This window comes from Micromonospora sp. NBC_01412 (assembly GCF_045040215.1).
GTDB lineage: Bacteria > Actinomycetota > Actinomycetes > Mycobacteriales > Micromonosporaceae > Micromonospora > Micromonospora rubida.
The window spans coordinates 4,747,591-4,771,719 of record NZ_CP109528.1 but is presented as its reverse complement, the minus strand read 5'-3'; the positions used below and the strand labels follow the sequence as shown (position 1 = coordinate 4,771,719).

Below are 24,129 nucleotides of genomic sequence, written 5' to 3'. Positions count from 1 at the left end.
CCCGCAACGGCGTAAACCCCTTGATCACTGTGTCGAACGGGTCAGGCGCGCGGCTTCTCCCGCATCTCGAAGGTCTCGATGATGTCGCCGACCTGAACGTTGTTGTACCCGGTCAGGGTCAGACCGCACTCGAAGCCCTCGCGGACCTCCGTCGCGTCGTCCTTGAACCGCTTGAGCGAGCTGATGGTGAGGTTGTCCGCCACCACCTGCCCGTCCCGCAGCAGCCGCGCCTTGGCGTTGCGGCGCAGGATCCCGGACCGGACGATACAGCCGGAGATGTTGCCGACCTTGGACGAGCGGAACACGTCGCGGATCTCCGCGCTGCCCAGCTCGACCTCCTCGTACTCCGGCTTGAGCAGCCCCTTGAGCGCGGCGTCGATCTCCTCGATGGCCTGGTAGATGACCGTGTAGTACCGGATCTCCACGCCCTCGCGGTCGGCGATCTCGCGGACCTTGTTGGCGGCCCGCACGTTGAAGCCGATGATCGTGACCGCCTCGGACGAGGCACTCGCGAGCATGACGTCGCTCTCGGTGATCGCACCCACGCCCCGGTGGATGATCCTGAGCTGGACCTCCTCCGGGATGTCCAGGTTGAACAGGGCGTCCTCGAGGGCCTCCACGGAACCGGAGACGTCGCCCTTGAGCACCAGGTTGAGCGAGGTCTTCTCGCCCTCCTTGAGCTGCTCCATGAGCGTCTCGAGGGTGGCCCGGCCACGGGAGTTGGCGAAGGACGCCGCCCGCCGCCGTGCCTGCCGCTGCTCGGCGATCTGACGCACCGTGCGGTCGTCCGCCGCAGCGAGGAAGGTGTCGCCCGCCCCGGGGACCGCGGTGAGACCGAGCACCAGCACCGGACGGGCCGGACCCGCCTCGGCGACCTGGTTGCCGTTCTCGTCGAGCATCGCCCGGACCCGGCCGTGCGCCCCGCCGGCGACGATGGAGTCGCCCGCCCGCAGGGTGCCCTTCTGCACCAGCACCGTCGCCACCGCACCGCGACCCTTGTCGAGGTGCGCCTCGATGGCCACACCCTGCGCCGGCCCGTCGATCGGAGCGGTCAGCTCCAGCGACGCGTCGGCGGTCAGCAGGACCGCCTCCAGCAGCTCCTCGATGCCGATGCCCGGCTTCGCGGCCACGTTGACGAACATCGTCTCGCCGCCATACTCCTCGGCGACGAGCCCGTACTCGGTCAGCTGCTGGCGGACCTTGTCCGGGTTGGCGTCCGGCTTGTCGATCTTGTTGACCGCGACCACGATCGGCACGTCGGCCGCCTTGGCGTGGTTCAACGCCTCGATCGTCTGCGGCATCACGCCGTCGTCGGCCGCGACCACCAGCACCACGATGTCGGTGACCTGGGCGCCACGGGCACGCATGGCGGTGAACGCCTCGTGGCCCGGGGTGTCGATGAAGGTCACCGCCCGGTCCACGCCGTCGTGCGGGACGTGGACCTGGTAGGCACCGATGTGCTGGGTGATGCCACCCGCCTCGCCGGCCACGACGTTCGCCTTGCGGATCGCGTCGAGCAGCTTGGTCTTACCGTGGTCGACGTGACCCATGACGGTCACGACCGGCGCACGACTGACCAGGCGGTCCTCCGCGACCTCGGCGTCGAGGTCGATGTTGAACTGCGCGAGCAGCTCGCGGTCCTCGTCCTCCGGGCTGACGATCTGCACGTCGAAGCCGAGGTGCTCACCCAGCAGCAGCAGGGTCTCGTCAGAGCAGGACTGGGTCGCCGTGACCATCTCGCCCAGGTTGAACATCTCCTGGACCAGCGAACCCGGGTTGGCGTTGATCCTGTCGGCGAAGTCCGACAGCGAGGCGCCACGGGAGAGCCTGACGACCTGACCCTGACCCCGGGGGGCACCCGAGCTCATGGTCGGGGCCGACAGGTTGTCGAACTCCTGTCTGCGCTGCTTCTTGGACTTGCGGCCACGGGTCGGCCTACCGCCCGGACGCCCGAAGGCACCCGCGGCGCCGCCGCCACGGCCACGGCCGCCACCACCCGGACGACCACCGCCACCGGCCGGGGCACCCGGGCGGAAACCGCCGCCGGGAGCACCACCGCCGCCACCGGGACCGCCACGGTAGCCGCCGCCACCAGCACCGGCACCGGCACCGCCGGGACCGCCGCGGAAGCCACCGCCACCGCCGCCGCCACCGGGACCGCCACGGAAGCCACCGCCGCCACCGGCGGGACGACCCGCGCCACCGCCGCCACCGGGACGACCCGCGCCAGGGCCGCCAGCGGGACGACCGGGGCGCTGGCTCGGCATGGAGGCCGGGCTGGGCCGAGGCGGCATGGAGGCCGGACTCGGCCGAGGCGGCATCGCCGACGGGTTCGGGCGGGGACCGCCACCACCGGCGGCCGGGGGCCGCTGCTGCTGACCGCCCTGGATACCGAACGGGTTGTTACCAGCGCTGCGCGCCGGCGGACGACCGCCCGGACGGGCACCCGGGCCCGGGGCCGGCGTGCCGGGGCGACCGGCGGCCGGGGAGCCCGGCCGGGGCGGCATCGCACCCGGACCCGTGCCCGGACCCGTGTTCGGGCGCGGGCCGGGACGGGGACCACCCTCGGCGGGTGGCTCCCGACGGACGTTCTCTCGCTGCTGCTGCCGGGCGGCCTGGGCGGCCTTGACCGCGGCCTCCTGCTCGGCCTTCAGCGCGGCGGCGCGCGCCTCGGCGGCCGCCACCTCGATGTCGTGGGCACTCGCCGGCTTGGCGACCGGGGTCGCCGGCTGCGGCAGGCCGGGAACTGGCCCCTTGGGCTTCGGGCCGGGGGTCGGCGGGCCGGGCCGCCGCGGCGGCATCGGCTTCGCCGCGACCCGGGGTGCACCCGGGGACGGGGACGGGGAAGGAGTCGGGGTCGACGTCGCACTCGGGGCGGCCGCCGGAGGGGCGGACGGCGCCGGGGAACCGGCGGAGGCGACAAATGCGTTGCGCAGCCGCCGGGCGACGGGCGCCTCGACGGTGCTGGACGCGGACTTCACGAACTCGCCCATTTCCTTCAGCTTGGCGAGAACGGTCTTGCTTTCGACCCCGAGCTCTTTAGCAAGCTCGTGTACGCGGGCCTTACCTGCCACTGCACTCCTCACTCCGAGGTCGTGCGGGCAGCACCCGCAACAACCTCACTCGTGCACTTGAAGCCTGGTCATTTCAGGAACTTCATCGTGTGCTCATGTCGGTCGTCCTACCTTGCTAGCGACCCTCGCCTGGTCGGGATGACCTGACGTAGTGGTTGGCGCATCGAGATGCTCGGCCAGCTCACCGTGATCGACGACCCCGGTGACCCGCAGCGCACGCCCGAAGGCACGCCGCCGCACCGCCAGCGCGAAGCAGGCCGGATCCGGGTGCATGTTCGCTCCCCGACCCGGCAGCCTGCGAGCCGGGTCGGGACGGAGGCTGTGACCAGCCTCGTTGCCGACCGCGACCATTCGCAGCAATTCGCTGGCCGGCGCACGTCGCCGGCAACCCACACAGGTGCGCTCCGGCAGCGCGCGTCGTACCACCGGAAGAAGTCTACCCCTAGCTTCCCGAGATCGCTCCGCCCGGCTCCCGGACGTGATCAGCCCCGCTCCGCGCGGACGTGGTGGCCTGCTCCGCATCCGACCGGATGTCGATCCGCCAACCGGTCATTCGGGCCGCAAGTCGGGCGTTCTGCCCCTCCCGGCCGATCGCCAGCGAGAGCTGGAAGTCCGGCACGGTCACCCGGGCGGTGCGGGTGGCCAGGTCGACCACCTCGACCCGCAGCGCCTTGGCCGGCGACAGCGCGTTGCCGACGAAGGTGGCCGGGTCGTCCGACCAGTCGATGATGTCGATCTTCTCACCGTGCAGCTCGCTCATCACCGCGCGGACGCGCTGGCCCATCGGGCCGATGCAGGCGCCCTTGGCGTTCACGCCCGGTGTGGTGGAACGCACCGCGATCTTCGTGCGGTGGCCGGCCTCGCGGGCGATGGCGCCGATCTCCACGGTGCCGTCGGCAATCTCCGGGACCTCCAGCGCGAACAGCTTCTTCACCAGCGCCGGGTGGGACCGGGAGAGGGTGATCTGCGGGCCGCGCATCCCCTTGGCGACGTGCACCACGACGCAGCGGATCCGCTCGCCGTGCGTGTACCGCTCGCCGGGGACCTGCTCGGACTGCGGCAGCACGCCCTCCAGCTTGCCGAGGTCGACGCTGACGATGCCCTTCTCGGAACGCGCCTCGTGCGCCTGCACCACGCCGGTGACCAGGTCACCGTCGCGGCCGACGTACTCGCCGAAGTGCACCTCGTCGGTGGCCTCCCGCAGCCGCTGGAGGATCACCTGTTTGGCGGTCATGGCCGCGATCCGGCCGAAGTCGTGCGGGGTGTCGTCCCGCTCCCGCACCACGCTGCCGTCTTCGTCCAGCTCCTGGGCGTAGACCAGCGCCGCGCCGGTCTTCCGGTCGATCTCCACCCGGGCGTGCGATTCGGCCCCGTCGGTGTGCCGGTAGGCGGTCAGCAGCGCGGTCTCGATCGCCGCGAGAATCGTGTCGAACGGGATCTCCCGCTCGCGCTCGAGTGCGCGCAGCGCCGCGAGGTCGATGTTCACCTCTCCTCGTCCTCCACATCATCTTCGTCGTCGATGTCGTCAATGTCCTCGTTGTCGCCGAGCTCGTCGTCGCCCACCTCGTCGAGGCGGCTGAACTCGACCTGAACCCGGCCGGGGCCGAGCTCCGCGTGGCGGAACTCCGCGCGGCCGGAGTCGGTCTCCAGCACCACGCGCTCGTCGTCGGCCTCGACCACCCGGCCGGTGACCTGGCGGTCGCCGGCGGGCTGCTCGGCGGGTTGGTCGGCGCGCTGCCCGGGCAGCCCGCCCCGGGCGGTCACCTTCACCAGCCGGCCGACGTTACGCCGCCAGTGCCGGGGCAGGGTGAGCGGCCGGTCCACCCCGGGGGAGCTGACCTCCAGCTGGTACTCGCCGGCCAGGATGTCGCCGCCGGCCTCCTCGGCCGCGTCGAGCGCGGCGGAGACGGCCCGGGAGACGTCCGCCACCGCGTCCAGGCTGATCCCGCCGTCTGCGTCCACGATCACCCGCACCACGTGCCGGCGGCCGGCTGGGGAGACGGTGACGTCCTCCAGGTCGTACCCGGCCTCGTTGACGACCGGCTCGATCACCGCGCGCAACCGGGCCCGCCGGGCCGCGAGGTCGCCCCGGGGGCTGCCGACGCGGTCACCGCCCCGGGGGCCGTCGGCGCGTCGGGGTTTCCCCGTCGGCCCCGTCGACCTGGTGGCACGGCCACGCTGCGTCATCTGGCGCACCTTTCGTGATCGACGGCGCCCGGTCGGACGCCATGCCGGCGCACCACCGGGGCAGAGCACCGGTGGTTGCGCAGAGCGTAACGCGCTCACCGCGCGGCGGGCCGGGCGGCGCACCGACGTCGGTCGCCCACGTCCGCGCTCGAATAGTGTTGACTTGCCCGGTGGCGAAGGGCAGAACGACACAGCGCGACCGGGGACCAGGACATTCCCGGCGAAACCTGCTGCGGGTCAGCGCGCTGCTGACACTCGGCGGTGCCACCGGGGTGCTGACCGGCTGTGATCTTTTCGACGGTGACGAGCCGGACCCGGCCCCCGACCCGCTCGAACCCCTCGCCGCCGAGGCACGCGAGCTGGCCGCCCGGCACCGCGCCGCGCTGGCCGCCGACCCGGGCCTGGCCGGAATGCTCACCCCGATCGCCGAGGCCCACGAGGCGCACGCCGCCGAACTGGCGAAGCTGTTCGGCCGCCCGGTGTCCGCGTCCTCGGGCCCGCCGTCGGCCGGGGCCAGCGCCGGCGGCGACCGGACGGCGACGCTGACCGGCCTGCGCCAGGCGGAGCAGCGCGGGCGCGAGTCGGCCGCGAAGCTCTGCGCCGGGGCGCCGGCCGAGCGGGCGGCGCTGCTCGGCTCGATCGCCGCCGCCCGGGCCACCCACGTGGAGGCGCTGAAGTGATCCGCCGACAGACACCGTCCGGGCCGGCCCAGGCGCTCGCCGACGCGCTCGCCGCCGAATACGCCGCGATCTTCGCGTACGCGCCGATCGGGGTCCGGCTCACCGACGCCGCCCGCACGGCCGCCCGCCGGGCCGAGGCGGCGCACCGGGCCCGGCGCGACGCGCTGGTGCTCCAGCTCAGCGCGGCCGGCGACCCGGTCCCAGCCGACAAGGCCGGGTACGCGCTGCCCTTCCCGGTCACCGACGCGGCCAGCGCGCTGCGGCTGGCGGTCGAGGTGGAGGAACGCACCGCCGCGTTCTGGCGGGCGGCGCTGCCGCACACCACCGGCGCGGACCGTAACCGGGCCCTCGCGGCGCTGACCGACTGCGCGGTGCGGGCCACCCGCTGGCGGCGCACCGCGGGGGTGACTCCGGTCACCGTCGCGTTCCCCGGTCGGCCCGACTGACCGGCCACGAGCGTTTCGCCGCTCACCGTGCGACCGCCGGCCGCCGTCCCCGGTTGCGGGTGGCATACCAGGTATGCATACTCCGGAGCCATGTCCATCCGTCACGGCCTGCTCGCGCTGCTCGAACGCGGCCAGATGTACGGCTACCAGCTCCGGGCCGCGTTCGAGGAGTCGACCGGCTCGACGTGGCCGCTGAACATCGGGCAGGTCTACACCACCCTGTCCCGGCTGGAACGGGACGGGCTGGTGCGCCCGCTGCCGGAGAACGAGGGCGGGCAGCGGCCGTACGAGATCACCGACGCCGGGCGGACGGACCTCGCGCTGTGGTTCGCGACCCCGCTCAGCCGGACCGACCGGCCCCGCGACGAGCTGGCCATCAAGCTGGCCCTCGCGCTGACCACGCCGGGCGTGGACGTGCGATCGGTGGTGCAGACCCAGCGCACCGCCACCATGCGGACCTTGCAGGAGTTGACCCGGTTGAAGTACGCCAGCGACCGCCCCGAGGACCTGCCCTGGCGGCTGGTGCTGGACGCGATGGTGTTCCAGGCCGAGGCGGAGGTCCGCTGGCTGGACCACTGCGAGACGAGCCTCGTGCGGTACCGGCCGGCAGCGGGGCCCGGCAGCCGGTCGACGGACACAGCGGGTCGGGACGGCGAGGAGGCACGGCGGTGAGCGGACCGGACGACGCGCCGGGAGCCCGCCCCACCGCACCCGGAGCGGCGGTGCTGGACCTGCGCGACGTCCACCGCACCCACGGCAGCGGCGAGGCCGCCGTGCACGCCCTGCGCGGGGTCAGCCTCACCGTCGGCCCCGGCGAACTGGTCGCGGTGATGGGGCCCTCCGGCTCCGGCAAGTCCACCCTGCTCGCCCTGGCCGGCGGGCTCGACGGGCCGACCGCGGGCGAGATCCTCGTCGAGGGGCAGCCGCTGGGCGCGCTCGACCGCCGCGCGCTGGCCCGGGTACGCCGCCGGCGGATCGGCTACATCTTCCAGAACCTCAACCTGCTGGGCAGCCTCACCGCCGCCGAGAACGTCGCGCTCCCCCTCGAACTGGACGGCGTCGGCGTCCGCCAGTCGCGGCGGGCGGCCCAGGTCGCGCTCGACGAGGTGGGGCTGACCGAGCTGGGCGGACGCTTCCCGGACCAGTTGTCCGGCGGGCAGCAGCAGCGGGTGGCCATCGCCCGGGCCCTGGTCGGCGAGCGGCGCCTCGTCCTCGCCGACGAGCCGACCGGCGCGCTGGACTCGCAGACCGGCGAGGCGGTGCTGCGCCTGCTGCGCCGCCGGGTCGACGCGGGTGCCGCCGCCGTGCTGGTCACCCACGAGGCCCGGCACGCCGCCTGGGCCGACCGGGTGGTGTTCCTGCGCGACGGAGTCATGGTGGACTCGACGGCGCCGCTGGGCGGCGTCGAGCAGTTCCTGGCCGGCAGCGGCCGGTGAGCCCGAAGCGGGCGGCCACCGTCCCGCCGCGGCGGGACCGGCGCCCGGCCGACGTGCCGCGGCCGGCCCCGGCGGGCGGGACCGACGACAGCGCCCGGCAGCGGCGGATCGTGGCGGCGCTGCGCTCCTGGCGGGCCGCGCTGCGCATCGCGCGGCGGGAGGCCGGGCGGGCCCGGGGTCGCACCGCTCTGGTGCTCGCGATGATCACCCTGCCCGTGCTGGCGCTGGCCTTCGCCGCCGTCAGCTACGACATGTCCCGGCTGACCCGGGCCGAGCGGATCGACCGCCAGCTCGGCACCGCCGACGCGGAGCTGCGCTGGCTGGCCGACGGCCCACTGGTGCAGGACGCCTGGGGCGACAACGGCTACCCGCGCGAGGGCGTCCGGCACCGGAACCGGCCGGTCACCGCCGCCGAGCTGACCGCCCAACTCCCGGCCGGCACCCGGGTCGGCAAGGTGCAGTGGTGGGTGCCGTTCGAGGCGCGCGTCGGCAACCGGCGCAAGACGTTCGACGGCCGGCAGCTCGACCTCACCGACCCGCTGCTGCGCGGGCAGGCCCGGCAGCTCGCCGGCCGCCCGCCGACGGCCGCCGACGAGATCGGGCTGAACCAGGCGGCGCTGCGCCAGCTGCACGTCCGGCTCGGCGACCGGGTCGCCCCGGCCGACGGCTCGGGCGACCGGACCGTGGTCGGGGTGGTGGAGTTCCCCGACGGACTGGGCCCCACGGTGGCCCTGCCACCGGCGCCCGGCACCCCGGTCGAGTCGCGGGGCCAGACGAGGTGGTTCGTCGACCTGCCGGACGGCGTCGACCCCGGCCTGACCGACCGGCTCAACGCGCGCGGGATCGTGGTGGTCGCCCGCACCCCGGCGCCCCACCCCGGCGTCGACGCCGGGCTGCTCGACGCGCCGGTGAGCGCCGAGGAGGCCGGCAACGCGGTGTTGATCGGCGGCCTCGGCCTGCTGGAGGTCGTGCTGCTGGTGGGGCCGGCGTTCGCCGTCGGGGTACGCCGCCGACGCCGGGACCTCGCCCTGGTCGCCGTGGCCGGCGGGGACGCCGCCCACCTGCGCCGCATCGTGCTGGCCGGCGGGGTGGTGCTGGGCTGCGCCGGGGCCGCCGCCGGGCTGGCGCTGGGCGTCGCCGCCGCGCTCGCCGCCCGGCCCCTGACCGAGGAGTACGTCTTCCAGGCGCGCTTCGGGGCGTACCGGATCTTTCCGGCCGCGCTGGCGGCGATCGCCGCGGTCGCGGTGCTGGCCGGGGTGCTCGCGGCGCTCGCGCCGGCCTGGACCGCCGCCCGGCAGGACGTGGTGGCCGGGCTGGCGGGCCGGCGCACCACGCCACCGCACCGGCGGCGCTGGCCGCTGATCGGGGCGGTGCTGACGGTGGGCGGCGCGGCGGTGGCCGCGCTCGGCGCCGCCCAGAGCACGACGGTGCTCTTCGCCGGCCTGGTGCTCGGCGAGCTGGGGCTGGTCTTCGCCACCCCGACGCTGGTCGGGTTGCTCGCCCGGGCCGGCCGATGGCTGCCGCTGGCCCCCCGGGTCGCGCTGCGGGACGCGAGCCGCAACCGCGCCTCGGCCGCACCGGCCATCTCGGCGGTGATGGCCGCGGTCGCCGGCAGCGTCGCCCTCGGCGTGTACGTGGCCAGCGACGACGCGCGGACGACAGCCACCTACCGGCCGGGCCTGCCGTACGGCCACGTCCTGGTCGTCGGCTCCGGCGCCGCGACCGGGACGCTGCCGCCGGTGGCCCGGGTCGCCGAGGTCGCGGCCGCCGAGCTGCCGCCCAACGCGGTGGCCCGGATCGACACACCGGCCTGCGCCACGCCCGCCACGCCAGCCGCCCCCGCCCCCGCCCCCGCCGGAGAATGGTGCGACGTCCAGGCGGAGCTGCCGCCCGGACAGCTCTGCCCGTACGAGGCGCCGCAGCTCCAGGACGCCGCCGTCCGGCTGCGCGTCCGGGCCGACCCACGCTGCTCCGAATGGCTGTCGGGCGTACGCAACGGCTACTCGCTGTCGTCGGTGGTGGACGAGGGTGACGCGTTGCCCGCGCTCACCGGCGCCGCCCCGCAGGAGATCGCCGCTGCCCGCCGGGTGCTGCGGGCCGGCGGTGCCGTGGTGACCGACCCGCGCTACGTCCTCGACGGCCGGGTCACCCTCGTGGCGACGCGGGCACGCGACGAACCGGAGTCGACGGGAACCGTCCGGGCCACCGTGCCCGGGTACGTGCTGCGCGGCGAGGTCGAGGTGGACCAGCTCGTGCTGTCCCACGCCGCCGCCGCCCGGGTCGGGCTCGCCGCGCGCCAGCACGGCTACATCCTGGCCACCGACGCGGCGCCGGCCCCCGACCAGCAGGACCGCTTCGACGCCGAGCTGCAGCGCCTCGCCCCGCTGCAGGTGGTCGTCGAGCGCGGGCACCCGGAAACCGACCAGCGGCCGGTCCTGCTGCTGCTGGCCATCGCCTCCGGCCTGATCACCGTCGGCGCGGCGGCCGTCGCCACCGGCCTCGCCGCGGCCGAGGGACGGGCCGACCTGTCCACCCTGGCGGCCGTGGGCGCCAGCCCCCGGGTACGCCGGGTGCTGTCGCTCTGCCAGGCCGGGGTGATCGCCGGGCTCGGCTCGGCCCTGGGCATCACGGCCGGGCTGGGCACCGCCGTGATCGTCCTGGTCGCCACGAACCGCCGGTACGCCGAGTCCTGGCCGGTGGAGGAGCCGTACCCGATCGTGGTGCCCTGGCTCACCCTGGGGGTGCTGGTGGTGGTGCCGCTGGTGGCGATGCTCGGCGCGGGTCTGTTCACCCGGTCCCGGCTGGCCGTCGAGCGCCGCCTCGACTGACGCCCGGGACGGCGTTCGGGCTGACGGCCGGGGCGTTCCCGCGCCCACCTCGGGTCTCGGGGGTGCCGCCCCCGGGCCGGAGGCCGCAGACTGGTCGGGTGCCCGCTCTCGGAAACCTCACCCGTCGCCTCGGCCACCACCGCTGGTTCGGCGCGGCGGCCCGGCTGCTCGTCCCCGCCGACCGGGTGGTCGGCCGGCTCACCCGGGGCCGGGTGGTCGCGCTCGGCCTGATCCCCTCGCTCGTCATCACCACCACCGGCCGCCGCTCCGGCGTGCCGCGCAGCAACCCCCTGCTGTACGTCCCGGACGGCGACGCCTACGTGGTGATCGGCTCCAACTGGGGGCAGCAGCACCAGCCCGGCTGGGCGATGAACCTGCTCGCGCGCCCCGAGGCGGAGGTGGACGTCAAGGGCCGGCGGGTGGCGGTCCGGGCCGAGATGGCCACCGGCGCGGAACGCGACCGGCTCTGGACGCTGCTGGTCACCGAGTGGCCGGCGTACCGGACGTATGTGGAGCGGGCCGGCGGGCGGGAGATCCGCGTTTTCCGGCTGGTGCCGGCCGGGCGCGGCGGTCCGGGCGGCACCGGCGACCGGTGACTAGGGTGGAGCCGACGTCGCGGCGGCCCTCCCGGCGGCCGGTCGCCGGACGGTCGGCGAGGCAGAGGTGGGTTCGTGGACTCGTACCAGGACGATCCCAGGTGGTCGGTGGCGGAGCGGGTCGCGGACGCCGCGAGGCGGCGCTTCCCGGCCGATGTCCTCGCGGTCGCGGTGCACGGCCCGCTGGCCCACGGTGACGACGACGGCGGCGGGGACGGCGAGGTCGGGCTGCTGATCGCCACGTACCGGCCCGGCGCCGGCCCGGCCTCGGCGACCCGCCGGGTAGACGGCGTCCTGGTCGACCTGAGCGTCGCCGCTGCCGACGAGCACCTCCGCCGGGCTCGGGCGATCACCGCGCTGTGGCCGCTCACCGCGGACCGGTACGTCACCACCCGGCCGCTGCACGACCCGACCGGCTGGCTTCCGGCGCTGCGCGACGAGCACCTGGCCCGGCTGGCCCGGGCCCGGCCGGCGGAGTTCACCGATCCCGCCCGCCAGGCGTGGTACCGGGGCTGCGCCGCGCACTCCCGGGCCGCCCGGCTCGCCGGGTGGTACGAGACGGACCAGGCGCTGCTGATGCTCGGCGAGGCCCGGCTGTCCGCGGCCACGGTGAACGGGCTGCTCAGCCGCACCTACTTCCGCGACCCGGGGGACGCGGTCCGGCGTACCGGCCTGGCCGGGGCGGACATGACCGAGGTCGGCGCGGTGCTGGCCCGGCAGGCCGAGGAGCTGACCGCCCGGGGCCGGCCCGTCGACGGCACGATCGACGACCTGTTCGCCGGCTGACCCGCCGCTGCCCGAAGTGGCCGGCGGGCCGGTGGGGCCGCCGGTTACAGGCCGCCGCCCTGGATGCCGATCAGGCTGCCGACCAGGTACGTCGCGCCGGCCGCCGCCGCGCCGAGCAGGAGCTGCCGCAGGCCGCTGGACCACCAGGGACGCTTGGTGAACCGGGCCACGACCGCGCCGGCCACGAACAGCCCGACCCCGCCGACGGCCAGCGCCAGCGCCAGGCTGGTCGAGCCGAACAGGTATGTCAGCAGCGGGACCAGCGCCCCGACCGAGAAGAACAGGAACGACGAGATCGCCGCCGCCCACGGGCTCGGCTGCTCGTCCGGGTCGACGCCCAGTTCCTCCTGGACGTGCACCCGCAGCGCCTCCTCCGGGTTGCGCCGCACCGCCTCGGCGACCTGGGTGGCCAGGTCGCGGGGCAGGCCCCGGGCCACCCACGCGTCGGCCAGCTCGCGGGCCTCCGCCTCCGGATGCCGTTCCAGCTCCCGGCGTTCCTTGGCCACCTCGGCCGCCACCTGCTCGTTGGCCGACCGGACGCTGGTGTACTCGCCGAGGCCCATCGAGATGGCCCCGGCGACCAGGCCGGCGGTGCCGGTGAGCACGATGCTGCGCGGCGACACCCCGCCACCGCCGACGCCCGCGATCAGGGCGATGTTGGTGACCAGGCCGTCCATCGCGCCGAACACGGCCGGCCGCAGCCAGCCGCCGGACACGTCCGCGTGGTGCGCCTCGCGCAGGGCCGCGGGGACGTCGGTCACGGCAGGGTCAGGATCTCGTGACCGTCCTCGGTCACGAGGATCGTGTGCTCGAACTGGGCCGTCCACCTGCGGTCCTTGGTGACCACCGTCCAGCCGTCGTCCCACATGTCGTACTGGTACGTGCCGAGGGTGATCATCGGCTCGATGGTGAAGGTCATCCCCGGCTCCATCACGTCCGTGGGGCGGGGGCTGTCGTAGTGCGGCACGTAGAGCCCGCTGTGGAAGGACTCCCCGATGCCGTGGCCGGTGAAGTCGCGGACCACGCCGTAGCCGAACCGCTTGGCGTACGACTCGATGACCCGGCCGATCACGTTGATCTGCCGGCCCGGAACGACCGCCTTGATCCCCCGCATCGTCGCCTGGTGGGTCCGCTCGACCAGCAGCCGGGCCTCCTCGCTGACCTCCCCCACGCAGAAGGTCGCGTCGGTGTCGCCGTGCACCCCGTCGAGATACGCGGTGACGTCGACGTTGATGATGTCGCCGTCGGCCAGGACCGTCGAGTCCGGGATGCCGTGGCAGATCACCTCGTTGAGGCTGGTGCAGCAGGATTTCGGGAAGCCCTTGTAGCCGAGCGTCGACGGGTAGGCCCCGTGGTCGCAGAGGAACTCGTGCACCACCCGGTCGATCTCGTCGGTGGTGACGCCGGGCTTGCAGTGCTCCCCGGCGAGCTGGGTGGCCTGGGCGGCGAGCCGGCCGGCGACCCGCATCCTCTCGATGGTCTCCGGGGTCTGCACGTGCGAGCCGCGCCACTCCTGGGGACGCTGCTTGCCGACGTACTCCGGTCGGACGATGTGACCCGGCACCGGTCGCATCGGGGAGAGCGTGCCGGGGGTCAGCGGCGCACGGACGGTCATGGCGCAAGCCTATCGCCGGCCCGGCTCGCGGCACGCCGGCGCGGTGCCCGGCGGCGGCGGTGACCTCCACCACGGCGCCGGCCGGGCGGTTGTTGCCGGGCAACCTCCGCTGTGCCATCGTGTTCTCCGTGGATCAAGGGGGAGCGACTCCCGTCTTCTCCGCCCGGGCGGAGACAGACGGCGACCACGTCCGCGTGGTGGTCTCCGGCGAGGTGGACATGGCCACGGCCGACACGATGCTCCAGACCGTTCTGCGCGAGCCGGCCGGGCGGGTCACCCTCGACCTGCTGGCGGTCACCTTCTTCGATTCCGCCGCGATCCACGCCGTGGCCCAGCTCTCCCGGCGGTACCCGGACGCGCTGACCGTGCTGCCGTCCCGTCAGGTCCGGCGGGTGCTGGAGATCTCCGGCCTGGCCGACCAGGCCTGGGTCGCGCCGGCCTGAGCCCACCGGGCCCCACCGTCCCACCTGGCCCATCGGGCACCCATCCGGGCACACCGGGCACCCATCCGGGCCGACATCTGGGCACACATCCCGGCACCTATCCGGGCACATCGGGGCCGAGCCATCGGTCCGCCCGCCCGACGGGCCGGGTCGGTCAGTCCTGGAGTCGCCGGCGCAGCGTCACCGCTGTCCCCTCGGCGGTCCGGCTGACCGTCAGGTCGCCCAGCGCCTTGATCAGCTCCAGCCCTCGGCCACGGAAGCCCGCGCCGGTCGACTCCCGCCACTGCCCGCTGTCCAGGACGGTGGCCACCACGGTGCGGTCGGCGATCGTCACCTCCACGCCGATGGTCGGCTCGGCCGGCTCGACCGGGTGCTCGATGGCGTTGGCGGCGGCCTCCGAGACCGCCACGGTCAGGTCGAACAGGTCGGTCTCGCCGACCCGGTGGGCGACGAGGAAGTCCTCCAGCCGCCGGCGCAGCACGCTGAGCCGGGTCGGGTCGGCCGGCAGCCGCAGCTCGAACCGGTGCGGCTCGGTCACCTCCAGCGCGAGGACCGCGACGTCGTCGCGGCGCGGCTGGGAGGCCACCCGCTCGACGACCGCGTCGACCAGGTCGGCGACGTGCCCGGCGTGCCGGGCGGCGTCCTCGCGCAACTGCCCGAGGGCGGCGTCGATGCCGAGCTGGCGGTCCTCGATCAGGCCGTCGGTGTAGAGCAGCAGCCGGGCCCCGGGGGCCAGCTCGTCCTCCACCGTCCGATATGACGCGCCGGGAATGGCGCCGACCGGTGGCCCGAGCGCGCCGTCGTGCAGGAAACCCACGTCGTCTCCTCTGATCAGCAGCGGGGACGGATGCCCGGCACTGGCGTAACGCAGCCGCCCCGTGCGGGGGGAGAACCGGAGGCAGACCACCGTCGCGAAGGAGGGTTCCTCGGTCGAGCCGACCAGCCGGTTGAGCCGGGTCAGCGCCTTGCCCGGGTCGTAGCCCTCCAGGACGTACGCCCGCAGCGCGTTGCGGAGCTGGCCCATCGCGGCGGCGGCCCGGACGCCCTTGCCGACCACGTCGCCGATGACCAGGACGAGTTCGTCGTCGTCGAGCTCGATGACGTCGTACCAGTCGCCGCCGACCTCCACCTCGGCGCTGCCGGGCAGGTAGCGGCTCGCCACCACCGCGCCGGGCAGCCGGGGCAGCGTGCGGGGCAGCAGGCTGTGCTGGAGGGTGGTGGCGATGCGGTGCTCGGCCTCGTAGAGCTGGGCGTTCTCCAGCCGTACGCCGATCAGCCGGGCGAGCTGGGTCAGCGCGGCCTGGACGGTGTCGGTGGCGCCCTTCCCGCGCCCCCAGACCCGCAGCTCGCCGAGCTGCTCCCCGGCGGTGCCGGTCAGCGGCAGCACGACGGACGGTTCGACGGCGGCCGTGCCGCCGCCGTCGGCCTCGGAGCGGGCCCCGGTTGCGGTGACCACCACCCGGACGGCCTCGGCGAGGCCGAGCGCGTGCCGGGCGGCCACCTGGAGCACCTCGGCGGTGGTGCGGGCGGTGTTCACCGCGACGGCGGCGTCGGCCAGCGCGCGCAGCCGCCGGATGATCTGCCCGCGAAGCTGACCCAGCTCGACGTTCGCCCGGACCCGGGCGATCAGCTCCTCGCTGGAGAACGGCTTGGTCAGGTAGTCGTCCGCGCCGACCGACAGGCCGGCGACCGCCTCGGCCGAGCCGGCCCGGGCGGAGAGCAACACGATCGGCACATGCCGGGTACGCGGGTCCGCGCGCAGCGCGGTGACCAGGCCGAACCCGTCCAGCCGGGGCATCATCACGTCGGTCAGCACCAGGTCGAACGGGGTCCGCACGGCCTGGCGCAGCGCCTCGACGCCGTCCGGCACGGCCACCACCTCCCAGGACGGGGAGAGCAGCCGGGCGACGTGTTCGCGCAGGTCCGCGTTGTCGTCGGCGAGCAGGATGCGGCCGGCCGGCACCCGGTCGGCGGGCACGGCGGACGAGGTGACCGGGGCCGGCGCCGCGGACGAGGTGACCGGGGCCGGCGCCGCGGACGAGGTGACCGGGGCCGCGTCGGCGAACAGTACGTTCTCGGCGGCGAAGAGCCGGGCCTGCGCCGGCTCGACAGGAGCGCCAAGGGCGGCCGGGACCTCGGTCGAGACCCGGTCGGTGGGCAGGTGGGCGGAGCCGAACGGGAGAGTCACGGTGAAGGTGCTGCCCGCATCGACCCGGCTGCGTGCCTCGACCCGCCCGCCGTGCATCTCCACCAGCTCGCGGACCAGCGCGAGCCCGATCCCGGTGCCCTCGTGGCTGCGGGAGCGGACGTCGGGAACCCGGTGGAACCGCTCGAAGACGCGCGACAGCTCCTCCGGTGGGATGCCGACGCCGGTGTCGGTGACCTCCAGCCGGGCCGCGCCGTCGACCGCCCGGATCCGGACCCGGACCTCGCCGTAGAAGGTGAACTTCACCGCGTTGGCCACCAGGTTGAGGACGATCTTCTCCCACATGTCCCGGTCGACGAAGACCGGACCGGGCAGCGGCGGGCAGTCGACCGCCAGGCGCAGGCCGACGCGTTCGGCGGCCGAGCGAAAGGTGCTGGCCAGCCGGGAGGTGTAGTCGGCCAGGTCGGTGGGCTCGTAGCGGGCGGCCAGCCGGCCGGACTCCAGCCGGGAGAAGTCCAGCACCGTGTTGACCAGCTTGAGCAGGCGCAGCGTGTTCCGGTGCATCATGGTGAGCTGGTCGGTGTAGGGCGCCGGCAGCGCCGGGTCGGCGAGCAGGTCCTCCAGGGGCCCCAGCACCAGGGTCAGCGGGGTGCGGAACTCGTGGCTGATGTTGGCGAAGAAGTCGGTCTTGGCCCGGTCCAGCGCGGCCAGCTCGGCGGCCCGGGCCCGTTCCTGCTCGTGCGCCCGCTGCCGGCCCAGCGTGCGGGAGAGCTGGGCGGCGATCAGGTCGAAGAACGTGCGGTACTCGTCGGTGAGCGGCAGCCGGGCGGACACCCCCACCACGAGGGCCCCCGCGGGCTCGTTGGTGGCGGTGAGCGGCAGCACCAGCGCCTGCCCGGCGACCCTGTCGGGCACCTCGGCCAGCAGGTCGGCGACGTCGACCGTGGCGGCGACCCCACTGTCGGCGACCCGGCTCACCGCGGCCGGGGCGGCCCCGCCGAGCGGCGGCGCGTCGGCCGCCGCGACACCGCTGGGGCCGCTGCGCCCGGCGAGGGTGAGCCGGCCGGCGGCGTCGCGCAGGTAGACCAGGCCGAACGGGACGTCGGCCCGGTGCCGGTCGAGCATCCGGGCGACGGCCGTCGCCAGCTCGCCGGACTGCTCCGCCTCGGCCAGGCCGGCCCCCAGCTCGGCCAGGGCCCGCAGCCGGCGTTCGCCGAGCACCCGGCCGGTGGTCTCGCTCACGATGCAGAAGATCCCGTTGATGCCGCCGTCGGCGTCCAGGATCGGGTCGTAGGAGACGTCGAAGTAGACGTCCTCCAGGAAGCCGTGCCGATCGAGCACGAAGGGGTGGTTCTCACCCCGGTAGGGCTCGCCGGTCTCCCGGACCGAGGCGAGCAGCGGCCCGAGCACGTCCCAGGTCTCCACCCAGTGCTCCCGGCCGGGCTGGCCGATCGCGTGCGGGTGCTTGGCCCCGATGGTCGGCAGGTAGGCGTCGTTGTAGAAGGCGCGGTGCTCCGGCCCCCAGAACATGACGATCTGCGCCCGGGAGGAGAGCATCGTGGCGACCGCGTGGCACAGCGCCGCCGGCCAGCCGGCAGGGAGGCCGAGCGGACTGGTGGCCCAGTCGAACCCGCCCAGCCGCTCCCCCATCTCGCCACCGGCGGCGAACGCGGCCGTGAGCAGCGGCGGGATCGTCTCGTCGACGGTCCCGACGGACGGGCGCAGCCCGTCCTCGCCCCCCTGGGCCGAGCTCATGCACCCTCCTGCACCGGCCGTTCCCGCGACGACCGCAATGATCGTCCCGCCGTGCCCCGCCTTCTACCCAGACGGACCAGCAACGTAACGCATCCGCTCGCGGCGACGCTGGTAACCCGGGTCTCACCCACCCGGGGCAGGGGTCAGAAGACCGGCAGGCCGTCGATGCTCGCGGCGTTCTTCGTGGCCCGGTAGGTGACCAGGTCCTCGGCGGTGCGCCGGGAGTGTGACCTGACCAACAGGTCCCGGTCACCCTGATAGTCCATGAGGGGCACCGCGTACCCGCAGGAGTCGCTGACCCGGTCGACCTCGACGGTGATCACCGCGCGGGCGGAGTGCAGGTCCGGCGGGTCGGGGAAGTCACCGAGCCGGTCGGCGAAGCCGGCGTCCTCCACCGTCACCGCCGTGCCCCGCCCGTGCAGCCGGACGATGTTCGGCGGGCCGGTGAAGGCGCAGAACATCAGCGTGATCCGGCCGTTCTGCCGCAGGTGGGCGATGGTCTCCGCGCCGCTGCCATGGAAGTCGAGCCAGGCCACCCGGTGCGGGCCGAGAATGACGAAGGTGCCCCGCATCCCCTTCGGCGAGAGGTTGACGTGCCCGTCGGCGCCGGAGGGCGCGGTGGCCACGAAGAAGACGGACTGCTCCTCGATGAAGTCGCGCAGCCGCCCGTCGATGGCCGGATAGACCTTCCCCATGCCGCCATCCTCGCACCATCTCCCGGAAGGTGGCATGGCCCTCCCGTCAGCCGGAACGGGCGGCGGCCCGGACCCGGGCGGTCACCTGGCCCCGATCAGCGGCCGCGTCACAGCGGGGTGACGTACGCGCCGGTGATCCCGCCGTCGACGACGAACTGCGCGGCGGTCATGAACGAGGAGTCGTCGCTGGCCAGGAAGGCCACCGCCGCGGCGATCTCCTCCGGCTGGCCGAACCGCCCCATCGGCACGTGCACCAGCCGGCGGGCGGCCCGCTCCGGGTCGGCGGCGAACAGCTCCAGCAGCAGCGGGGTGGCCACCGGGCCGGGGCAGAGCGCGTTGACCCGGATGCCCTCCCGGGCGAACTGCACGCCCAGCTCCCGGGTCATCGCCAGCACCCCGCCCTTGCTCGCCGTGTACGCGATCTGCGAGGTGGCCGCCCCCATCAGCGCCACGAACGACGCGGTGTTGATGATCGACCCCTTGCCCTGCCGGCGCATGTGCGGGATGACGTGTTTGCAGCACAGGTAGACGCTGGTCGTGTTGACCCGCAGCACCCGCTCCCAGGCGTCCAGGCCGGTCTCCAGGATCGAGTCGTCCTCGGGCGGGGAGATGCCGGCGTTGTTGAACGCCACATCCACCCGGCCGTGCCGGTCGACCACCCCGTCGAACAGGTCCCGCACCGCCGCCTCGTCGGCCACGTCGCAGGCGACGAACTCCCCGCCGACCTCCTCGGCGGCCTTCCCGCCCGCCGCCGCGTCGATGTCGACGCAGACCACCCGCGCCCCCTCGGCGGCGAACCGCCGCACCGTGGCCAACCCGATCCCGCTGCCCGCCCCGGTGACCACCGCGACGCGCCCCTCCAACCGACCCTGCACCTTGTCACTCCTCCGTGGCGATGAAGACGTTCTTGACGTCGGTGAAGGCGTGCAGCGCGTCGGGGCCCAGCTCGCGGCCGAGCCCGGAACGCTTCATCCCACCGAACGGGGTCCAGTACCGCACCGAGGAGTGCGAGTTGACGCTCAGGTTGCCCGCCTCCACCGCCCGGGCCACCCGGATCGCCCGGCCGACGTCCCGGGTCCAGACCGAGCCGGACAGGCCGTACTCGGTGTCGTTGGCCAGCCGGACCGCGTCCGCCTCGTCGTCGAACGGGAGCACCGACACCACCGGCCCGAAGACCTCCTCCCGCCAGTGCCGGTCGGCCGGCGAGTCGGCGAGCAGCACCGTCGGGGCGTACCAGAAGCCGGGGCCCTCCGGGCAGGAGCCGGTGAAGGCCACCTTCGCCCCGTCGACGTACCCGGCGACCCGGTCGCGCTGGCCGGCGGAGATCAGCGGGCCCATCTCGGCGGTGTCCAGCGCCGGGTCCTCCACCCGGAACCCGCGCACTGCCGGCTCCAGCAGCTCCAGGAACCGGTCGTACACCGGGCGCTGGACCAGGATCCGGGACCGGGCGCAGCAGTCCTGGCCGGCGTTGTCGAAGACCGCGTACGGCGCGGTGGCCGCCGCCTTCTCCAGGTCGGCGTCGGCGAAGACCACGTTGGCGCTCTTGCCGCCCAACTCCAGGGTGACCCGCTTCACCTGCGCGGCGCAGCCGGCCATGATCCGGGTGCCGACCTCGGTGGAGCCGGTGAAGCAGACCTTGCGTACGGCCGGGTGGGTGACGAACCGCTCCCCCACCACCGACCCTTCGCCGGGCAGCACGGTGAACACGTCTTCGGGCAGCCCGGCCTCGCGGCCCAGCTCGGCCAGGCGCAGCGCGGTCAGCGGGGTCAGCTCGGCCGGTTTGAGCAGCACCGTGTTGCCGGCGGCGAGCGCCGGGGCGAAGCCCCACGCGGCGATCGGCATCGGGAAGTTCCACGGCACGATCACCCCGACCACGCCCAGCGGCTCGTGGAAGGTGACGTCCAGTCCGCCGGGCACGGGGATCTGCCGGCCGGTCAGCCGCTCGGGCGCGCCCGCGTAGTAGTCGAGCACGTCCCGGACGTTGCCCGCCTCCCACCGCGCGTTACCGATGGTGTGCCCGGAGTTGCGCACCTCCAGCGACGCCAACTCCTCCAGGTGCGCGTCGACGAGGCCGGCGAGCCGCCGCAACACCCGCGCCCGCTCCCCCGGTCCCACCTTCCGCCACGACTCGAACGCCCGCTCCGCCCGCCCAACGGCCGCATCGACCTCCGCCAGCGAGGTGGCCGCCACCTCCCCCACCACAACCCCGCTAGCGGGATTCACCACCTGCGTCACGCCACCCACCCACCCTCCCTCGGACGTCCCTTCCCACTCCCCCGCCACTCCCTACTCCCCGCACTCCCTACTCCCCGCACTCCCTACTCCCCGCACTCCCTGCCCCCCGCACCGCCCCGCGCCCGCTCCCGCCGCACCCCGCGCCGCGCACCCCGCGCCCACCCACACCCCGCCCCCGCCCCCGCGATCATGGACTTTCGGCCCCGACGAATGCCGCATAAGGTCCACATCGAGGGCCCAAAGTGCAAGATCGCGGAGGTGACGGGGGACGGCGGGGGCGGGGCGGGTGGGGGGCGTGGGGGTCAGAGGCGTTCGAAGCCACGGGTCAGCTCCCAGTCCGTGACTGCGGCGTCGAAGGCTTTCAGCTCCACGCGGGCCTGGTTGGCGTAGTGGGCGTGGACCTCGTCGCCGAAGACGGCCCTCGCGATCGTCGAGGACTCCCAGAGGGACAGGGCGTCGCGCAGGGTGGCCGGCACCCGCTCGGCGGCCGGATCGTCGTACGCGTTGCCGGTGCACTCCGCGCCCAGCTCCAGCTCCCGCTCGATGCCGTGCACCGCGCCGGCCACCAGCGCGGCGATCGCCAGGTACGGGTTGACGTCCGCGCCCGGCACCCGGTTCTCCACCCGCATCCCCTCCCCGTGGCCGACCAGCCGCAGCGCGCAGGTGCGGTTGTCGGTGCCCCAGCGCAGCGCGGTCGGGGCGAACGAGCCGGGCTGGTACCGCTTGTACGAGTTGATGTTCGGCGCGAACAGCAGGCTGAACTCGCGCATGGTGTCCAGCAGCCCGGCCAGCACCCGCTGCCCGGTGACGCTGAGGTGCGCCGGGCCGTCGCCGAGCATGGCGGAACGGCCGTCGGCGTCACGCAGCGAGAAGTGGATGTGGCAGGAGTTGCCCTCCCGCTCGTTCGGCTTGGCCATGAAGGTGATCGACATGCCCTCCTGGGCGGCGATCTCCTTCGCCCCGTTCTTGTAGATCACGTGGTGGTCGGCGCAGGCCACCGCCTCGTCGTAGCGGAAGGCGATCTCGTGCTGGCCGAGGTTGCACTCGCCCTTGGCGCTCTCCGGGGTCAGGCCCGCGCCGGCCATCTCGTTGCGGATGCGGCGCAGCAGCGGCTCGACCCGGGCGGTGCCGAGCAGCGAATAATCCACGTTGTACTGGTTCGCCGGGGTCAGCTCGCGGTAGCCGCGCCGCCAGGCGTCCTCGTACGAGTCGCGGTAGAGGACGAACTCCAGCTCCGTGCCCGCGTACGCGGTCAGCCCGTGCTCGGCGAGCCGGTCGAGCTGGCGGCGCAGGATCTGCCGGGGCGAGGCGACCACCGGCCCGGACCCGTCCGGCCACGCCAGGTCTGCCAGCAGCATCGCCGTCCCCGGCTGCCACGGCACCCGGCGCAGGGTCTCCATGTCGGGCACCATGGCGAGGTCGCCGTAGCCGCGCTCCCAGCTCGACATCGCGTACCCGTCGACGGTGTTCATGTCGACGTCCACGGCGAGCAGGTAGTTGCACCCCTCGCTGCCGTTCTCGACCACCTGGTCGAGGAAGAACGGCGCGTGGAGCCGCTTGCCCTGCAACCGGCCCTGCATGTCGACCAGGGCGAGCACCACCGTGTCGAGCTTGCCGGCGGCGACGGCGGCCCGTAACTCTTCGAGGGACAGGGGTGCTCTGCTCATGCGCGGGCCTCCATCACCAAGGTCTACTGCCTGACCGGATCACCGTCAATGCCCCGCCGCGACGCGCCGGCAAACACCGCGCGGCGGTTCACCCGTCGCGGCCCCGGCCGTACACCAGGGTGGCGAGCAACCGGGCGAGTTGCTCGCGTTCCGGCGGGGTCAGGGATGCGAGCACCTCGTCCTCCACGTCGGCGAGCAACCCGTCCAGCTTGCGGAGCTGACGGAGGCCCGGCCCGGTGAGGGTGACGACGTTGCGGCGACGGTCGGCGGCATCGGGCGCGCGTTCCACCAGGCCTCGGTCGGCCAACTCGTTGAGCACCGCGACCATGTCGCTGCGATAGATGCCGGTGCGGCTGCTCAGCTCCGCCTGGCTCGCGGGGCCGGCCTCGTCCAGGGCCGCGAGCACCGCGTAGTGCCACTTGCGGGCGTCCACGCGGGCCAACTCCTCGTTCACCCGACGGTCGGAGTGGATCGCCGCCAGGGACAGCAGCCGCGTCGGCAGGTTGCGCAGCCGCGCCGGGGCGGCCGGCCGGTCGTCGGCGCGCGTCGGCTCGGATCGACTGTCGCTCACGCCACGAGCATACCCCTTGCGTTAGTCAGACTAACGAATTAGCTTGGCGGGCAGAACCGTTAGTGAGACGAACGATTGAGAGGGCCCGCCATGCCGGAGACGACCGTCCTGGACTCGACGATGTACCACGAGGAGGCCGGCAGCGGCCCGGCCTTCGTGTTCCTGCACGGCAACCCCGGCTCGTCCCGGCTGTGGCGCAACGTGCTGCCCGCGCTCGACCTGCCCGCCCGGCTGCTCGCCCCCGATCTGATCGGGATGGGCCGCTCCGGCAAGCCCGACCTGCCGTACCGCTTCGCCGACCACGCCCGCTACCTCGACGCCTGGTTCGACCGGCTGGGCCTGGACGAGGTGGTGCTCGTCGGCCACGACTGGGGCGGCTCGCTCGCCTTCGACCGGGCGGCCCGGCACCCCGACCGGGTGCGCGGCGTGGCCTTCCTGGAGACGATCGTGCGGCCGATGTCCTGGGCCGAGCTGGGCGAGGGGCCCCGGGCGCGCGCCGAGGCCATGCGCGGGCCGCAGGGCGAGGCCCTGGTGCTCGACAGCGACTTCTTCCTGGACTCGGCCTACACCGGCGGCGTGCTGCACCCGCTGGCCGAGGCGGACCTGGACGCCTACCGGGCGCCGTACCCGACCCGGAAGAGCCGCCGCCCGCTGCTGGAGTGGGCCCGCTCGCTGCCGCTCGACGGCGAGCCGGCCGACGTCGCCGAGCGGGTGTCCGGGTACGGAAACTGGCTGGCCACGAGCGACGTGCCGAAGCTGTTGCTCACCTTCGACTCCTCGCCCACCCTGCTGATCGGACCGGAGCAGGCCGAGTGGTGCGCGGCGCACCTGGCGGCCCTGGAGACGGAGCACTGCGGCCCGGCCGGCCACCACGCGCCCGAGGACCGGCCCGACGCCATCGCCTCGGCGATCACCCGGTGGGCACGACGGCACGCACTGGGGGGCGACCCGGCGCGCTGACCACGCCCC

At 74.4% G+C, this 24,129-nt stretch carries 21 protein-coding genes; 9 read left to right on the top strand and 12 right to left on the bottom strand.

From position 1 onward, the window contains the following. Positions 1 to 41 precede the first annotated feature (41 nt). From infB to rimP, 4 genes are all read right to left on the bottom strand, one after another. The gene (infB, locus tag OG617_RS21815; RefSeq protein ID WP_405094877.1) at positions 42 to 3,074 is read right to left on the bottom strand and encodes a translation initiation factor IF-2; all 3,033 of its coding nucleotides are present in this window, start codon (positions 3,072 to 3,074) and stop codon (positions 42 to 44) included. A 93-nt stretch (positions 3,075 to 3,167) separates the two neighbouring features. After that, positions 3,168 to 3,500, bottom strand: a complete 333-nt coding sequence (locus OG617_RS21810; protein WP_396675677.1) for a YlxR family protein — start codon at positions 3,498 to 3,500, stop codon at positions 3,168 to 3,170. A gap of 16 nt (positions 3,501 to 3,516) precedes the next feature. Further along, positions 3,517 to 4,560 carry a transcription termination factor NusA gene (gene nusA, locus OG617_RS21805; RefSeq protein ID WP_405094876.1) on the bottom strand — a complete coding sequence of 348 codons (1,044 nt, stop codon included), beginning with the start codon at positions 4,558 to 4,560 and terminating at the stop codon, positions 3,517 to 3,519. Further along, complete coding sequence (rimP, locus tag OG617_RS21800; RefSeq protein WP_405094875.1) at positions 4,557 to 5,261, bottom strand: ribosome maturation factor RimP; 705 nt, start codon at positions 5,259 to 5,261, stop codon at positions 4,557 to 4,559. The genes nusA and rimP overlap by 4 nt, the downstream gene beginning before the upstream one ends. 227 nt (positions 5,262 to 5,488) lie before the next feature. Between rimP and OG617_RS21795 the strand changes: the two genes are divergently transcribed. The 7 genes from OG617_RS21795 to OG617_RS21765 all read left to right on the top strand — a co-directional run bounded on the left by OG617_RS21795 (position 5,489) and on the right by OG617_RS21765 (position 12,033). Next, entirely contained in the window at positions 5,489 to 5,941 is a 453-nt protein-coding gene (locus OG617_RS21795) for a hypothetical protein (protein ID WP_405103875.1), read from the top strand. Beyond that, positions 5,938 to 6,387, top strand: a complete 450-nt coding sequence (locus OG617_RS21790; protein WP_405094874.1) for a ferritin-like domain-containing protein — start codon at positions 5,938 to 5,940, stop codon at positions 6,385 to 6,387. The genes OG617_RS21795 and OG617_RS21790 overlap by 4 nt, the downstream gene beginning before the upstream one ends. 90 nt (positions 6,388 to 6,477) lie before the next feature. Then, entirely contained in the window at positions 6,478 to 7,059 is a 582-nt protein-coding gene (locus OG617_RS21785; protein WP_405094873.1) for a PadR family transcriptional regulator, read from the top strand. Then, positions 7,056 to 7,823 (top strand): ABC transporter ATP-binding protein, encoded by a 768-nt coding sequence (locus OG617_RS21780; RefSeq protein WP_405094872.1) that lies wholly within the window; start codon positions 7,056 to 7,058, stop codon positions 7,821 to 7,823. The genes OG617_RS21785 and OG617_RS21780 overlap by 4 nt, the downstream gene beginning before the upstream one ends. Next, positions 7,820 to 10,651, top strand: coding sequence for an FtsX-like permease family protein (locus OG617_RS21775; RefSeq protein WP_405094871.1), 2,832 nt, complete (start codon positions 7,820 to 7,822; stop codon positions 10,649 to 10,651). The genes OG617_RS21780 and OG617_RS21775 overlap by 4 nt, the downstream gene beginning before the upstream one ends. A 98-nt stretch (positions 10,652 to 10,749) precedes the next feature. After that, the gene (locus tag OG617_RS21770; RefSeq protein ID WP_405094870.1) at positions 10,750 to 11,247 is read left to right on the top strand and encodes a nitroreductase family deazaflavin-dependent oxidoreductase; all 498 of its coding nucleotides are present in this window, start codon (positions 10,750 to 10,752) and stop codon (positions 11,245 to 11,247) included. A 75-nt stretch (positions 11,248 to 11,322) separates the two neighbouring features. Continuing rightward, positions 11,323 to 12,033 carry a nucleotidyltransferase domain-containing protein gene (locus OG617_RS21765; protein WP_405094869.1) on the top strand — a complete coding sequence of 237 codons (711 nt, stop codon included), beginning with the start codon at positions 11,323 to 11,325 and terminating at the stop codon, positions 12,031 to 12,033. A gap of 44 nt (positions 12,034 to 12,077) precedes the next feature. Here OG617_RS21765 and OG617_RS21760 read toward each other — a convergent pair whose 3' ends face one another. Further along, entirely contained in the window at positions 12,078 to 12,794 is a 717-nt protein-coding gene (locus tag OG617_RS21760) for a VIT1/CCC1 transporter family protein (RefSeq protein WP_405094868.1), read from the bottom strand. Continuing rightward, on the bottom strand, positions 12,791 to 13,648 hold the full coding sequence (map, locus tag OG617_RS21755) for a type I methionyl aminopeptidase (RefSeq protein WP_405094867.1): 858 nt from the start codon (positions 13,646 to 13,648) through the stop codon (positions 12,791 to 12,793). Before map ends, OG617_RS21760 begins: the two co-directional genes overlap by 4 nt. A gap of 128 nt (positions 13,649 to 13,776) precedes the next feature. On the opposite strand from map, the gene OG617_RS21750 reads away from it, so the two are divergent. Next, a complete protein-coding gene (locus OG617_RS21750) occupies positions 13,777 to 14,091 on the top strand; it encodes an STAS domain-containing protein (protein WP_405094866.1) in 315 nt (104 codons plus the stop codon). Between the two features lie 154 nt (positions 14,092 to 14,245). Here OG617_RS21750 and OG617_RS21745 read toward each other — a convergent pair whose 3' ends face one another. The 6 genes from OG617_RS21745 to OG617_RS21720 form a co-directional block, all read right to left on the bottom strand. Beyond that, a complete protein-coding gene (locus OG617_RS21745) occupies positions 14,246 to 17,992 on the bottom strand; it encodes a SpoIIE family protein phosphatase (protein ID WP_405094865.1) in 3,747 nt (1,248 codons plus the stop codon). A gap of 143 nt (positions 17,993 to 18,135) precedes the next feature. Continuing rightward, positions 18,136 to 18,687, bottom strand: coding sequence for a pyridoxamine 5'-phosphate oxidase family protein (locus OG617_RS21740; protein ID WP_405094864.1), 552 nt, complete (start codon positions 18,685 to 18,687; stop codon positions 18,136 to 18,138). A gap of 107 nt (positions 18,688 to 18,794) precedes the next feature. After that, positions 18,795 to 19,562, bottom strand: a complete 768-nt coding sequence (locus tag OG617_RS21735) for a 3-oxoacyl-ACP reductase (RefSeq protein ID WP_405094863.1) — start codon at positions 19,560 to 19,562, stop codon at positions 18,795 to 18,797. Positions 19,563 to 19,566: 4 nt separating this feature from the next. Then, positions 19,567 to 20,913: an aldehyde dehydrogenase family protein gene (locus OG617_RS21730; protein ID WP_405103873.1), complete on the bottom strand. Its 1,347-nt coding sequence runs from the start codon at positions 20,911 to 20,913 to the stop codon at positions 19,567 to 19,569. 311 nt (positions 20,914 to 21,224) lie between these two features. Beyond that, the gene (locus OG617_RS21725) at positions 21,225 to 22,589 is read right to left on the bottom strand and encodes a glutamine synthetase family protein (protein ID WP_405094862.1); all 1,365 of its coding nucleotides are present in this window, start codon (positions 22,587 to 22,589) and stop codon (positions 21,225 to 21,227) included. A gap of 88 nt (positions 22,590 to 22,677) precedes the next feature. Then, on the bottom strand, positions 22,678 to 23,160 hold the full coding sequence (locus tag OG617_RS21720; RefSeq protein ID WP_405094861.1) for a MarR family winged helix-turn-helix transcriptional regulator: 483 nt from the start codon (positions 23,158 to 23,160) through the stop codon (positions 22,678 to 22,680). A gap of 90 nt (positions 23,161 to 23,250) precedes the next feature. On the opposite strand from OG617_RS21720, the gene OG617_RS21715 reads away from it, so the two are divergent. Beyond that, on the top strand, positions 23,251 to 24,120 hold the full coding sequence (locus OG617_RS21715; protein WP_405094860.1) for a haloalkane dehalogenase: 870 nt from the start codon (positions 23,251 to 23,253) through the stop codon (positions 24,118 to 24,120). Positions 24,121 to 24,129 lie beyond the last annotated feature (9 nt).